General features: G+C 64.5%; 14 protein-coding genes. 13 read left to right on the top strand and 1 reads right to left on the bottom strand.

Going from position 1 to position 13,486, the window contains the following annotated elements:
* The first annotated feature begins 106 nt into the window (after positions 1–106).
* The 9 genes from CSC73_RS02525 to CSC73_RS02485 all read left to right on the top strand — a co-directional run bounded on the left by CSC73_RS02525 (position 107) and on the right by CSC73_RS02485 (position 11,577).
* Positions 107–2,497, top strand: coding sequence for a heavy metal translocating P-type ATPase (locus tag CSC73_RS02525; protein WP_130560917.1), 2,391 nt, complete (start codon positions 107–109; stop codon positions 2,495–2,497).
* Positions 2,498–2,606: 109 nt separating this feature from the next.
* A complete protein-coding gene (locus CSC73_RS02520) occupies positions 2,607–2,993 on the top strand; it encodes a hypothetical protein (protein ID WP_130522599.1) in 387 nt (128 codons plus the stop codon).
* A 151-nt stretch (positions 2,994–3,144) separates the two neighbouring features.
* On the top strand, positions 3,145–4,338 hold the full coding sequence (locus CSC73_RS02515) for a TolC family protein (protein ID WP_163838872.1): 1,194 nt from the start codon (positions 3,145–3,147) through the stop codon (positions 4,336–4,338).
* A complete protein-coding gene (locus CSC73_RS02510) occupies positions 4,335–5,495 on the top strand; it encodes an efflux RND transporter periplasmic adaptor subunit (RefSeq protein WP_130522597.1) in 1,161 nt (386 codons plus the stop codon). Before CSC73_RS02515 ends, CSC73_RS02510 begins: the two co-directional genes overlap by 4 nt.
* A gap of 40 nt (positions 5,496–5,535) precedes the next feature.
* Positions 5,536–8,664, top strand: coding sequence for an efflux RND transporter permease subunit (locus CSC73_RS02505; RefSeq protein ID WP_130522596.1), 3,129 nt, complete (start codon positions 5,536–5,538; stop codon positions 8,662–8,664).
* The gene (locus tag CSC73_RS02500) at positions 8,661–8,981 is read left to right on the top strand and encodes a P-II family nitrogen regulator (protein WP_130522595.1); all 321 of its coding nucleotides are present in this window, start codon (positions 8,661–8,663) and stop codon (positions 8,979–8,981) included. Before CSC73_RS02505 ends, CSC73_RS02500 begins: the two co-directional genes overlap by 4 nt.
* Positions 8,982–9,054: 73 nt before the next feature.
* Complete coding sequence (locus CSC73_RS02495) at positions 9,055–9,375, top strand: P-II family nitrogen regulator (protein WP_130522594.1); 321 nt, start codon at positions 9,055–9,057, stop codon at positions 9,373–9,375.
* Between the two features lie 22 nt (positions 9,376–9,397).
* Positions 9,398–10,645 (top strand): sodium:proton exchanger, encoded by a 1,248-nt coding sequence (locus CSC73_RS02490; protein WP_162456371.1) that lies wholly within the window; start codon positions 9,398–9,400, stop codon positions 10,643–10,645.
* Positions 10,646–10,683: 38 nt separating this feature from the next.
* Complete coding sequence (locus CSC73_RS02485) at positions 10,684–11,577, top strand: cation diffusion facilitator family transporter (protein WP_130522592.1); 894 nt, start codon at positions 10,684–10,686, stop codon at positions 11,575–11,577.
* On the opposite strand, the gene CSC73_RS02480 is transcribed toward CSC73_RS02485, so the two are convergent.
* Entirely contained in the window at positions 11,574–12,020 is a 447-nt protein-coding gene (locus CSC73_RS02480; protein ID WP_130522591.1) for a MerR family transcriptional regulator, read from the bottom strand. The two genes, CSC73_RS02485 and CSC73_RS02480, sit on opposite strands and share 4 nt — an antisense overlap.
* Positions 12,021–12,061: 41 nt before the next feature.
* Between CSC73_RS02480 and CSC73_RS02475 the strand changes: the two genes are divergently transcribed.
* The 4 genes from CSC73_RS02475 to CSC73_RS02460 all read left to right on the top strand — a co-directional run bounded on the left by CSC73_RS02475 (position 12,062) and on the right by CSC73_RS02460 (position 13,398).
* Entirely contained in the window at positions 12,062–12,418 is a 357-nt protein-coding gene (locus CSC73_RS02475) for a mercuric transporter MerT family protein (RefSeq protein WP_130522590.1), read from the top strand.
* A 10-nt stretch (positions 12,419–12,428) separates the two neighbouring features.
* The gene (locus CSC73_RS02470) at positions 12,429–12,713 is read left to right on the top strand and encodes a heavy-metal-associated domain-containing protein (RefSeq protein ID WP_130522589.1); all 285 of its coding nucleotides are present in this window, start codon (positions 12,429–12,431) and stop codon (positions 12,711–12,713) included.
* Positions 12,628–12,918, top strand: a complete 291-nt coding sequence (locus CSC73_RS18425) for a GDCCVxC domain-containing (seleno)protein (protein ID WP_484573146.1) — start codon at positions 12,628–12,630, stop codon at positions 12,916–12,918. The genes CSC73_RS02470 and CSC73_RS18425 overlap by 86 nt, the downstream gene beginning before the upstream one ends.
* 93 nt (positions 12,919–13,011) lie before the next feature.
* Positions 13,012–13,398 (top strand): hypothetical protein, encoded by a 387-nt coding sequence (locus CSC73_RS02460; RefSeq protein WP_130522587.1) that lies wholly within the window; start codon positions 13,012–13,014, stop codon positions 13,396–13,398.
* Positions 13,399–13,486: the final 88 nt, after the last annotated feature.

Below are 13,486 nucleotides of genomic sequence, written 5' to 3'. Positions count from 1 at the left end.
ACGGCATGTGGCCTGCGCGCGGCAGCAGGGACGGCGCTCGGCGCGACGCCTTCCAGATGCGATCGATCCCGCAGACCCTACAGGCCTGCATGGAGGAACCCACGCGATGAGCGACACCTGCAATAGCTGCGGTAGCACGCAGGCAGTGGCAACGACGACGGTGCCCGCAGCAGCGGCCGTCCGGTCGCCGATGCGCTATCGCATCCAGAACATGGACTGCCCCACCGAAGAGGCGCTGATCCGCAACAAGCTCGGCCAAGTCCAGGGAGTGACGGATCTGGAATTCAATCTGGTGCAACGGACGTTGTCGGTGCACCACACCTTGTCTGCGCTGACGCCCGTGGACGAAGCGCTGGCCGCGATCGGCATGCAGGCGGCGCCCATGGATACGCCGTCCTCCGACGTGGAAACAGCACTGCGTATCGCGAAGATGGATTGCCCCACCGAGGAAGGCCTGATCCGCGGCAAACTCGGCGGCATGCCCGGGGTGGCGTCGCTGGCCTTCAACCTCGTGCAGCGCACCTTGACCGTGCGTCACGCGGCCGAGGCCTTGCCTGACGTGCTGACCGGCCTGAAGTCGCTGGGCTTCGAGGCCGAGGTGGTGGGCAGCCAAGGTGGCGCAGAGCCGGGCGCGCCGGTACCGACACGCACCGCGTGGTGGCCATTGGCCGTCTCCGGTGTGGCGGCGATCCTGGCCGAAGTCGTGTCTTGGCTCGGCGCCCCGACGTGGCTGGTCATCGCGCTGGCGTTGGTCGCCATCGGGACTGGCGGTCTGTCGACCTACAAGAAGGGCTGGATTGCGCTCAAGAACCGCAATCTCAACATGAACGCCCTGATGTCGATCGCTGTCACGGGCGCGATGCTCATTGGCCATTGGCCCGAGGCGGCGATGGTGATGGTGCTGTTCGCGTTGGCCGAGGTGATCGAGGCCAAGTCGCTGGATCGCGCCCGCAATGCGATACGCGGCCTGATGGATCTCACGCCCGAACGTGTCACCGTTCTGCAAGACGATCAGCGCTGGATCGAGGTGGATGCCAAGGCCGTCGCACTCGACAGCCGAGTGCGGGTCAAGCCCGGCGAACGCATAGCGCTGGACGGCATGGTGGTGCTCGGCCGTTCGACGGTCAACCAGGCGCCGATCACCGGCGAGAGCCTGCCGGTCGAAAAGGCCGAAGGCGACCCGGTATTCGCCGGCACCATCAACGAAGCAGGTTCCCTGGAGTATCGCGTTACCGCCGTGGCCAGCGATTCCACCTTGGCCCGCATCATCCACGCGGTCGAAGCCGCGCAGGGCAATCGTGCGCCGACCCAGCGTTTCGTCGATCAGTTTGCGCGCTGGTACACCCCGCTGGTGTTTGCCGTCGCCCTGGGCGTGGCGGTGGTGCCGCCGCTCTTGATGGGCGCGGACTGGCTGGACTGGACGTACCGGGCCCTGGTGCTGCTGGTGATCGCCTGTCCCTGCGCCCTGGTGATCTCCACCCCGGTGAGCATCGTCAGCGGTCTGGCCGCGGCGGCGCGACGCGGCATCCTGATCAAGGGCGGCGTGTACCTGGAGAATGGCCGCAAGCTGCGGTGGTTGGCGCTGGACAAAACCGGAACGATCACCCACGGCAAGCCTAAACAGACCGATTTCGCGGCTTGGGGCCAGGCTGATGCGACCCGCGTGCGCGCCATAGCGACCAGCCTGGCGGCGCGTTCCGATCATCCTGTATCCAAGGCCATCGCCGTGGCGGGACAGAATGACAGCGTGCCGATGCAAGAGGTCGAGGAGTTCGCTGCACTGCCGGGCCGCGGCGTGAGTGGCCGCGTCGCTGGGTCGCTCTACCACCTGGGCAATCACCGGCTCGTGCAGGAGTTGGGTGCCAGTTCCGCCGAGTTGGAAGCGCAGTTCGCGGCCTTGGAAGCCCAAGGCAAGAGCGTGGTCGCCGTCGTAGGCAGCGACGGCGTGCAGGCGGTGTTCGCGGTCGCCGATACGGTCAAGGACAGCAGCCGACAGGCGATCGCCGACTTGCACGCGCTCGGGGTCAAGACCCTGATGCTGACCGGGGACAACCCGCACACGGCGCAGGCCATCGCCGGTGAGGTCGGTATCGACCGCGCCCAAGGCAACCTGCTACCCGAAGACAAGCTGCGCGAGGTCGAAGCGCTCGCCGCACAGGGTACCAGCGGCATGGTTGGCGACGGCATCAACGACGCCCCGGCCCTGGCACGGGCCGACATCGGCTTCGCCATGGGCGCGGCTGGATCCGACACCGCGATCGAAACCGCCGACGTGGCCCTGATGGACGACGACCTGCGCAAGATTCCGGCCTTCATCCGGCTGTCGCGCGCCACCGCTCACGTGCTGACGCAGAACATCACCCTGGCGCTGGGCATCAAGGCAGTATTCCTGGTGCTGACCTTTACCGGTCAGGCCACGATGTGGGCGGCGGTGTTCGCCGACATGGGCGCCAGCCTGTTGGTGGTGGGCAACGGCATGCGCCTGCTGAGGAAGTGACGTGGATACCGTCGCGCATGTGTCCACGAGCGAGGAACGGCATGACCCGCTCCCGGGAACCGGCCTGATGAGATTTTATAACGTCCGTGGCACCGGCTAGGCTGGCAGGATGAACCCGGTCGCCTCCTCCTGCCTGCTGCTGGCCCGCCTGCGCGCTTCCACGCGGCTGGCGGTACTGGTGCTGCTGATCTTCGCCCTGAAGATCGGCGCGGCGGCCGCCTGTGCGAAGCACGATTTCGCGGACATGGGCTTCGGCACGGATGGCAGCCATGCCGTGGCGGTGAAGGCATCGCCGCTGGATAGCGGTAATGACGATTCCACGAAGCTCAAGCTCGGGCATGCCGCTTGCAGTCACTGCGGTTGCCATCATGCTGCCGCCATGGTGCCGGATACGCAGATCGTGGTTGTGCTCGTGCCGCAGGCGCTGCCTATGCGTACGTCCGGGTTGCCGCCCAGCGCGTCGCAACCCTTGGAACTGAGGCCGCCGATCGCCTGAGTCAGGTGTTTTGCCCCTTTGGCGCGGAGCGCCAGAGGACACCGTCGACTCAGAGGATCTTCCAATGCACCTTGTTCGTTCGCCGCGACGACGTCGCGTCGCGCGGCTGGCCGTCCTGGTTCTGGCAGCGAGTTTGCTGTCGGGCTTGGCCATGGCCGCCCAAACCCCCGATACACAGGCCCCAGTCGCACTTCGCGAGGCGCTGCAGGCCGCCTGGCAACACCATCCGAGTTATCGCGCCACCGAAGCGCAACTGGCCGCAGCCCGTGCCCGGTACGATGCGGCCGGACGACCGCTCTACAACCCCGAAGTCGAGTTGGCCGGCGACGATGAAGGCCCGGATCGCACCACAACCGCTGGCCTCAACCTCACGCTCGATCTGAGCGGCAAGCGTCGCGCGCGTCGCGACGCGGCCTCCGCGCGGGTCGATCTAGCCACCGCTGAAGCCAAGCTGCGTCGCCGCGATTTCGCCAAGCAGTGGTTCGCCAGTTGGGCTGAGCTACAGACGGCGCAGCAACGTGTGCGCACCGGTGAACGTCGATTGGCGTTGGTCACGCGCTTTGGCGAGTTGGCACAAAAGCAGTTTGCTGCAGCCGACATTTCCGGGTTGGAGCGCGATTTGGCACTGCTGGCCCGCGATGAAGCGCAAGCCCAGCAGTCGCAACTCGTCGCCGAACAGGCGGAGGCCGAAGCGCGTTTCCGCGCGGTCGGCGGCTCGCCGGAACTCCTGGCGAGCCTGACGCTGCCCAGCGACGCATTGCCGCCGCCGATGCCCTCCCATACCGGCATCGAACAGTTGCCCGACTGGCAAGCCGCACAAGCCGCTGCGCTGGCTGCCGAACGCGAAGTGACCGTTGCCCGCCGCAATCGGGTGGCCGATCCCACCGTGGGCGTGCGCGGCGGACGCATCGACTACGGCAATGTGCAGGACAACGTGGTCGGCGTGTCGCTCAGCATTCCGCTGTTCGTGCGCAATTCCTATCGCGCCGAGGTAGTGGCAGCTCAGGCCGATGCCGATGTCGCGATCGCCGAGGCCGAGCGCGTGCGCGTCGAACTCGATGCCGATCGTCGCCGTGCGATCGACAGCTACGCCGCAGCGCAATCGGCCTGGTCGCGCTGGCAGGCGAGCCGCGGCACGGATGTGGAGCGTCGCGCCACTCTCCTTGAGCGCTTGTGGCGCGAGGGCGAGCTGTCCACCGCTGACTACCTGCTGCAACTCAAGCAGACCCTCGACACGCAACTCGCCGGCGCCGAACTCGAAGCGCGCCTGTGGCGCAGCTACGCCGATTACCTCGCCGCCACCGGACAGCTTGAACGCTGGGCCGGCCTGGAGGGCACCCCATGAGAGAACTTTCGATGACCCCGTTCCGTCTGATGTCGCCGTTGCTGGCCGCGGCGTTACTGCTTGCCATGGCCGCATGTTCGAGGTCCCCCTCGACCGAGTCGGCCCCGACCGAAGCCGAAGGCGCTGAAGCGCCCACCGAAAGCGAAGCCGGCATCGCGCCCGTCAAGCTCGATGCCGCAGCGATGAAAGCTGCCGGCATCGTCGTGCAGGCGTTGCAGCCCGCTTCGATGAGCGAACAGCTGCGTGCGCCCGGTGAAGTGCTCGACAATGCCTACGGCACGGCGCTGATCACGCCCAGTGTCGAAGCCCTGGTCGTGCGTCGCCATGCCAAGCTCGGCGACGAAGTGCGCGCCGGCGCACCGCTGGTGACGCTGTCCAGCGTCGAAGTCGCCAATGCCCAGGCAGAGTTGCGCATCGCCGAACAGGAATGGCGCCGCGTCTCTGCACTCGGTCGTGAGGCCGTGTCCGGGCGCCGCATCAACGAGGCACAGGTCGCGCTCGATCGCGCTCGCGCAACGGCACAGGCGTATGGCTTGCCGGGCACGGCGGCCGGGCGCAGCAACGGCCAGTTCACCTTGACCGCGCCGCATGCCGGGCGAATCACCGAGGATGCCGTGGTCGTCGGCGAGAAAATTGAACCGGGCAAGACGCTGTTCCGCCTGGTCGATGAATCGGTGGTTTGGGTCGACGCCAAGCTGCCATCGGGGATCGTTCCGCGCATCACACCCGGCACGGAAGCGACGGTGGTGTTCAACGGCGAGCGCCTGAAGGGTACCGTTCAGCATCCCGCGCATCGCACGTCGGACACGACCCGCAATGCGGTGGTGCGGATCGAGGTTCCGAACCGGGACGACCGCCTGCACAGCGGCGATTACGTCGATGTGTTCTTCGAGGCCAGCGACGTCGCCAAGGATGGCAACGCCGCCGTGACTATGGTGTCGGTGCCAACCGACGCGGTGGTGCAGTTGGAAGGCGACACGGTCGTGTTCCGTCGCAACGCGACCGGTGCGTTGGAACCGACGCCGGTGCGTACCGGTGAAGCGATCGGCGATCGGACCGTCATCCGCGAAGGCCTCAAGCCCGGCGACGCCGTCGTGGTCGAAGGCGCCTTTGCCGTCAAAGCGCAGATGCTCAAGTCGCAGTTAGGAGAAGAGTGATGATCTCTGACGCCAATCCCGCCTTTGCGGGAGGTGCGCCATGCTGAATCGCCTGGTCGAACTCTCCCTGCGCTACAAGTTCCTGGTCCTGATCGTGTTCGCGGTCGTCGCCTTCCTCGGCATCAGCGCCGTTCGCAACGTGCCGATCGATGCCTTCCCCGACGTGACGCCGGTCCAGGTCAACATCTACACCGAGTCCCCGGGCCTGGCCGCCGAGGACGTCGAGCAGTTGCTCACCACGCCGGTGGAGTCTGCGTTGGCCGGCCTGCCGAAGGTGCAGGAAATCCGCTCGGTCAGCCTGTTCGGGTTGTCGTACGTGTCGGTCTATTTCAAGGACGACATGGACATCTACTTCGCGCGACAACTGGTCAACGAACGCCTGCAGGAAATCGGCGATCGTCTGCCTGAAGGCTATGGCAAGCCGAGCATGGGCCCGAACACGTCGGGCCTGGGGCAGGTGTACTGGTACACCGTCGAACGCGCGCCCGGCGTCAGTAAGGACCAGGTCACCGATATGGACCTGCGCACATGGCAGGAATGGACCGTGCGGCTGATCCTGCGCACGGCACCGGGCGTGGACGACGTTAGTTCCTGGGGCGGTGGCGAACGCCAGTACCAGGTGCAGATCGATCCGCAACGCCTCTACGCCCGCGGGCTGGGCTTCGGCGATGTCATCAACGCGCTCCCCGCCAACAACGGCCAGGTCGGCGGTAACGTGATGGACGTGGGCCGCGAGCAGTTCCTGGTGCGCGGTCTGGGTTTGCTGAAGTCGACCGAGGACATCGGCGCGATCGTGCTCAAGTCGGAGGACGGTGTGCCGGTGTATCTGCGTGACGTGGCAACCGTGGTCGAAGCCCCCGCGCCGCGCTTCGGTGCGGTGACCCGCGACGGCCAGGAAGTCGTGATGGGCCAGGCGCTGGCCCGCATCGGCGAGAACGCCAAGGACGTGGTCGAGGCGGTCAAGGGCAAGCTTGACGTGGTGCGCGATGCACTGCCGAAGACCATGGTGCTCAAGCCGATGTACGAGCGCACTGACCTCGTCAACAAGGCGGTCGAAACCGCGGTGCGGGCGCTGGTGGAAGGCTCGCTGCTGGTCGCGGTAATCCTGTTCCTGTTCCTGGGCGAGGTCCGCTCAGCGCTGGTCGTGATCGTCACACTGCCGCTGGCCATGCTGATTGCCTTCATCGGCATGGGGCAGGTCGGCTTGTCCGCCAATCTGATGTCGCTCGCGGGCCTGGCGATCGGCATCGGCATGATGGTCGACGGCGCGGTGGTAATGGTGGAGAACGCCTTCCGGATCATGGCGGAGCGGTTGGAACACGGAGAGAAGGTCGACAAGACTTCTGCGGTGTTGGCCGCGGCTAAGGAAGTGGCCAATCCAATCACGTTCGCGATCGGCATCATCATCGTGGTGTTCCTGCCGCTGTTCGCGCTGGAAGGCCTCGAAGGCAAGATGTTCAAGCCGATGGCATTCAACATCGCCTTCGCGATGGCCGGTTCGCTGATCCTGAGCCTGACGCTGATCCCGGTCTTGGCGTCGATGATTCTCAAGCCCAAGCCCGAGCGCGATACGTGGTTGGTGGCCAGGATCAAGCGTGGTTATCAGCCGCTGTTGGCGAAGGCGCTGGGCCGCAAGAAAGTGGTCGTGATCAGCGCGCTTGTCGCCTTGGTCGCGAGCCTGGCGCTGTTCCCTTTCCTGGGTAAGGAGTTCATGCCGCAACTGCAGGAAGGCTCGATCATGTGGCGCGTGACGGGCATCCCGTCGACCTCGCTCAACGAATCGATCAAGACCAGCAACACCATCGCCGCGGCCTTCAAGCAATTCCCGGAGGTCGAGACCACGCTGGCGATGATCGGCCGTGCCGAGAAGGGCGAGACCGCCGACGTCAATTACATGGAGATCTACACCGCGCTCAAACCCGAGGAAGAGTGGAAGTCGGGCCGCGACATCAAGCAGCTCGAAGCGGCGATGCAAGAGACGCTGGAGAAGGTCGTGCCGAACGTGGTGCCCGGCTACACCCAACCGATCCAGATGCGCGTGGAGGAACTGATCTCCGGCGTGCGCGCCACCTTGGCGCTGAAGCTTTACGGTGAAGACCTGGGCGAACTCGACAAGCTGAGCGGCCGCATCAAGCGCGTGCTGGACAAGGTGCCGGGCGTGGCCGACCTTGCTTTGGAAGCCAACATCGGCAAGCCGCAGATTCGCATCGCGGTCAAGCGCGACGAACTGGCCCGCCATGGCATGAACGCTGAGGAGGTGCTCACCATCGTCCGCAATGGCCTGGGCGGCGAACCGGTGAGCGTACTGCTCGATGGCGTGAAACGCTTCGATATCGCAGTGCGGCTGGATGACGCGACACGCGATTCGGTCGAGTCATTGCGTCGCATCCCGCTCCGCACGGCAACCGGCGCCTTGGTGCCGCTGTCGGAGGTAGCCGACATCAACGTGGCCGAAGGTTACTCGTTCGTCCGTCGCGAGCAACTGCAACGCTATGCGGTGATCCAGATGGACGTCCGAGGCCGCGACGTCGATAGCTTCGTCCAGGACGCTGAGACGGCGATTAAGCAGCAGGTGAAGCTGCCGCCGGGCTACTGGATCGAGTGGGGTGGGGCGTTCGAGAACCAGCAGCGTGCGCTGGCCAAGTTGGCGCTGATCGTGCCAGTCACGATCTTTTTCATCTTCGTGTTGCTCTATACCGCCTTCAACTCGGTCAAGTACGCGGCGCTGATTCTGGCCAACGTGCCGTTCGCCACCATTGGCGGATTGTTGGCCTTGTTTGTCACCGGCCAGTACCTGTCGGTGCCCTCAGCGATCGGCTTCATCGCGGTATTCGGCGTGGCGATGCTCAACGGCATCGTGCTGGTGAGCTTCCTCAACGAGCTGCGTGAGAAAGGCCTGTCGGTGCGCGAAGCGGTGGTGCAGGGCACGGCTCTGCGTCTGCGACCGGTGCTGATGACCGCGAGCGTGGCGATCCTCGGTCTGGTGCCGATGCTGCTGTCCAGCGGTGTCGGCGCGGAAACGCAACGTCCGTTGGCGACGGTGGTCGTTGGCGGTCTGATCAGTTCAACGCTGCTCACGTTGATCCTGCTTCCGGTTCTGTACGAATGGCTTGAAAACCGCTCCGACCGCAAGGCGGCCGAGCACAATTCTCAGGAGACTGCGTCATGAAACAGATCAAGGCATTTGTGCACCGCAATCGTGTCTCAGACTTGATCCACGCGCTGGAAGCCGCCGGCTTCCAGCGCCTCAGCCTGTTCGACGTGAAAGGCCTGCTGCGCGCACTCAGTGCGCGCGAGCAGGAGTATTCGGTCGAGTTCGGTGATCAAGTGATCAACGAAGTGCAGATGGAACTGTTCTGCGAGGACAGCGACGTAGGGCGTGCGGTGGAGATTTTTCGCCAGATCGGGCGGACGGGTCGAGCGGAAGCCGGCTGGATATACGTGAGCACCATCGATCAGTCGATTCCCATCAACGACGTCCGTTGATGGCCGAAGCGGTGCCGTGACTGGGTGCGGCGGGCCCGGCCTGTCGCGTCCTTCAACATCGGGAGTGCCCACCATGAAGATGATTGTCGCCTTTGTCCGTCCATCGCTGGCTGATCGCATCGTGCGGGTAATCGAGCGTGCGGGCCTCTACCACCTCTCGCTGTCCCGGGTGCACGGCGTCGTGCATCCGAACGAAGCCATCGTCCGTGCCGATCTGGCGCCAGAGGGTGAATCCGACGTGCGGTTGGAAGCCTATTGCGAAGATGCGCGGACCGAACAGATTGTGGCCCTGATCCATGAGGTAGGCCGCATCGGCGACCTGCCGGTAGGGGCCGTGTTCGTCGTGCCGGTGGAGCGGCACGAGGCAATCGGCCCGTCGAGCCCAGCCGAATGACTCATCGAAGGAGAAGCCGCGCATGACTCGCCTCCATAACGGCATTCGCGAATTCGTCGTTCCCGTGAGCGCCGCAGTAGCGGCCGTCCTGCCCGCCACGTATCTGCGCATCACCAGCGGTAGCGCGGGTGCGCTGGGTGATGCGGTGCTGTTTGGTCTTGCGATCCTGGCAGCGGGCTTCCTGTTGTCATGGGGTGCCGAAGCGGCGGAAAAATACATCGCCACCGGTTTCGTGCTGGCGGTGGTTGCGTTGATTACAGTGCTGCCCGAATACGCGGTCGACTTCTACTACGCCTATCGCGCCGGGCAGGATCCGGCCTCGGGTTACGTCGCCTACGCCGCAGCGAACATGACAGGCGCCAATCGTCTGCTGATCGGCCTGGCCTGGCCGCTGCTGGTGGGCCTGCATTGGTGGCGTTCGCGACAGCGAGGAATCGTGCTGCAGTACGAAAACTCGGTCGAGATCGTTTTCCTCGCCCTAGCCAGCGCGTATGCCTTCATCATCTTGCTGAAGAACAGCATTGGCATAATCGACTTTCTCGTGCTGGGCGTCTTGTTCTGCCTGTACCTGTGGCGCACCTCGCGCGCGGAGAACGAAGAGGAAGAGGAAGACGAAGAACCGGGCCCAGGCGCGGTGATCGCGCAGTTGACGCCCGCCAAGCGCTGGACGGTGATGGCGGCGATGAGTGTGGTGGCGGCCGGTGTCATCCTGCTGGCGGCCGAACCCTTCGCCGAATCGCTGGTGGCTTCAGGTCGTCGTCTAGGCATCGACGAGTTCCTTGTAGTCCAGTGGCTGGCACCGCTGGCCAGCGAAGCGCCAGCGGTCACCATCGCCATCCTGTTCGCCCTTGATGGCCGCGCCCGTGCCGGCCTCACCACCATGATCAGTGACAAGATCAACCAGTGGACGCTGTTGGTCGGCATGTTGCCGATCGCGATGAGCATCGGCGCTGGGCGAGTGATGTCGCTTCCGCTGGATGCGCGCCAGCACGAGGAGTTCTTCCTGACGGCGGCGCAATCCGTGTTCGCGCTGGCGCTGCTGTTGCCGCTGCGGCTTAGCCTCTGGGGGGCATTGGCCTTGGCGAGTCTGTTCGTGACGCAACTCGGGCTGGCCTTCTTCTACCAGGCCACGCCCGAGCGCGAGATCGCCGTGCTGACGGCCTTGGCCTGGGTGTATCTCGCGCTGGCGGTAGCACTGCTTGTTCGCCACATCCGGCGATTGCCCGCACTGATGCGGGCAATGCTCGGAACGAGTCCGCAGACCGAATAACGCGTTCGAACCATCGATTCGATTACGGGAGACTTCTTATGGGCGCAGGACACGATCACGGCACCGGCGAGATAAAGCACGAACAGCCATTGTGGTGGGCCTTTGGCTTAACTACCGCGTTCCTGATTGCGGAGGTCATCGGTGGATTGATTACCAATAGCCTGGCATTGCTGTCCGATGCCGCTCACATGGGCACAGATGTCATTGCGCTGGCAATCTCGTTGTTCGCTGTGCGTTTGAGCCGACGACCACCCGACGCCAAGCGCACGTATGGCTATGCGCGGATGGAAGCCATAGGCGCGATGATCAATGGTGGCCTGCTGTTCCTGGTCGCCGGCTACATCCTGTGGGAGGCCGTCGGCCGCTTTCGCGATCCGCCGGAAGTCGCCTCGAGCGGCATGCTGGTGATCGCTGCGATTGGCCTGGTCATCAATCTGATCTCGATGCGCCTACTCAAGGCGGGCAGCGGCACCAGCCTCAACGTCAAGGGCGCCTATCTGGAAGTCTGGAGCGACATGCTGGGTTCCGTCGGTGTCATCGTCGGCGCGTTGGTGATCAAGTTCACCGGATGGACGGTGGCCGACCCCATCATCGCAGTCCTCATCGGACTTTGGGTGCTGCCGCGTACGTGGACATTGTTGCGGGAAGCTGGTCAGGTGCTGATGCAAGGCGTGCCGCATGGCCTGGAGTTGGACGAGGTCCGCACCATGATGCTGTCGCACCCCAACGTCATCGCGGTTCATGACCTGCATGCCTGGGCCTTGGGCTCCAAGGAGCCGGTGCTGACGGCGCATATCGTGTTGCGCGATGGGGGCGATGGAGAACAAGTCCGGCGCTCACTGGCCGCTGCACTGGAGGAGCGGTTCAGCATTCACCACGCGACGCTGCAAGTCGAAATGACGCCATGTGACGATGCACATGGTCATGCCTAATCGGCTATCGCGGCGCATCGACCGCGCTTGTCCGAGTGCTCCGTCGCATGCTCTAGACGGTCCAGGGTCGGACACGACTCGCCGCCAGGCGCCTGACTGCATTCAGCGATGAGGTTCATAAGATCGACTTCCAGCCGATGTAACGCATCGAGTCGTTCGCGAACATCGACCAGTTTGAGTTCGGTCAGTCGACGCGTTTGCTCACAGGCCCGCTTGCCCTTGAGTTCCAGCAGGCCGGCAATTTCATCCAGGGTAAATCCCATCGCTTGGGCTCGCCGGATGAATTGAAGACGGGTGACATCGGCTGGTCCGTAGTGGCGGAAGCCGCCCAAGGGCCGTTGGGGTTCCGGCAACAGCCGGCGGCGCTGGTAGTAGCGCACGGTTTCGACATGCACGCCGGCCGATGCCGCCAGTTTGCTGATGGTGAGGGCGCTCTCGGCCATGGCTTGACTCCGTACCCAGGTACAGACCGTAGTATGCGCTCATGGCCAACCTCCCCGCCAAATCCTCCCTGCCAGCCATCGTTGCGGCGAGTTTTGCCGCCATCGCGGCGTCCGTGTGCTGTGTGGTGCCGCTGGTTCTGGTGCTGCTGGGCGTCAGCGGCGCGTGGATTGCCAACCTCACCGCGCTGGATGCCTGGCGACCTTGGTTCAGCGTGGCCACGTTGGCGTGCCTTGGCTGGGCATTTTGGAGTCTGTACGGTCCTGCCTCCCGCTGTCGAACGGACGGAGCTTGCATTGATCCAGGCGGGCTGCGCCGCCGCCGGCGTTGGCTCTGGATGGCAACCGTCGTGATCGCGCTGCTGCTGCTCTTCCCGTATTACGTAGCTTGGTTCATGTAGGAGACGAACGATGCGCCAGTGGATTGTTGGGTTGATGATCTTGTGGACGGGCATGGCGTGGGCCGCGACGCCGAAGAAGGCCGTCCTCGATGTTGAAAACATGACCTGCCCGGCGTGCAGCATCACGATCGAAAAGGCCCTGGACAAGGTGCCCGGCGTTTCCAAGGCACAAGTCGACACCAAGGCGGCTACTGTCACCGTGGACTTCGATGCCGATCGCACCAACGTGCCAGCTATCGCGCGTGCGATCTCCGAGGCAGGCTTCCCGGCCAAGGCGAGGGCCAACGGTGGCTGAGTTGCAGTTGCAGAGCACGCTGACGTGTCCGCAATGCGGTCACCAGGCCGTCGAGACCATGCCGACGACGGCGTGCCAGTTCTTCTACGAGTGCACGGCCTGTGGCGAGCTGCTGAAGCCCGAACCGGGCGACTGCTGTGTTTTCTGCTCCTACGGCACGGTGCCGTGTCCGCCCATCCAGCAGCAAAGGCCGTGCTGTGGGTAGTCGGTTGGCCACCGGATGTTGGGAACTCGCCGCGCTAAACCGCGTCTATGGACTATTCGGCTTGCTCGCCGCCAGAGGAGTACCATCCCGCCCATGACCCGGCGCGCCCGCCACCGCCTACAGATCGCCGTCCTGGTGATCGTCTGCCTGCTGTTCCAGCAGGCGGCGCTGGCGGCGTATCTGTGCCCGATGGAGCAGATGTCCGCCCAGACCATGGCGATGGCGGAGCCTTGCGCCGAGATGGGCATGGCCCAGCAGCACGACAAGGACAATCCGCTTCTTTGTCAGAAGCACTGTAATCCTGATCACACAGTTACTACCGACACCGCCAAGCTATCGGTGCCACCGCTTGCGTTGCCGGCGCTCATCCTGGCGCCGGTCTACGTGCAACCTGTATCCCACGTCACCATCCAGGCTGACGTGCCGATCGCCCGATCCGATCCGCCCCCACGGCTGCGTTTCTGCAGTCTTCTGATCTAGCCCCCGAAACGACGTAGCGAATCCGCGCCGGCGCCGATGCGCCGTGCGCGCGGCCATGTCCGTTTCGGAGGCGTCATGAACTCCCGTT

Source organism: Pseudoxanthomonas sacheonensis (assembly GCF_010093305.1).
Taxonomy (GTDB): Bacteria; Pseudomonadota; Gammaproteobacteria; order Xanthomonadales; family Xanthomonadaceae; genus Pseudoxanthomonas_A; species Pseudoxanthomonas_A sacheonensis.
This window is presented reverse-complemented; position numbering and strand designations above follow the sequence as displayed.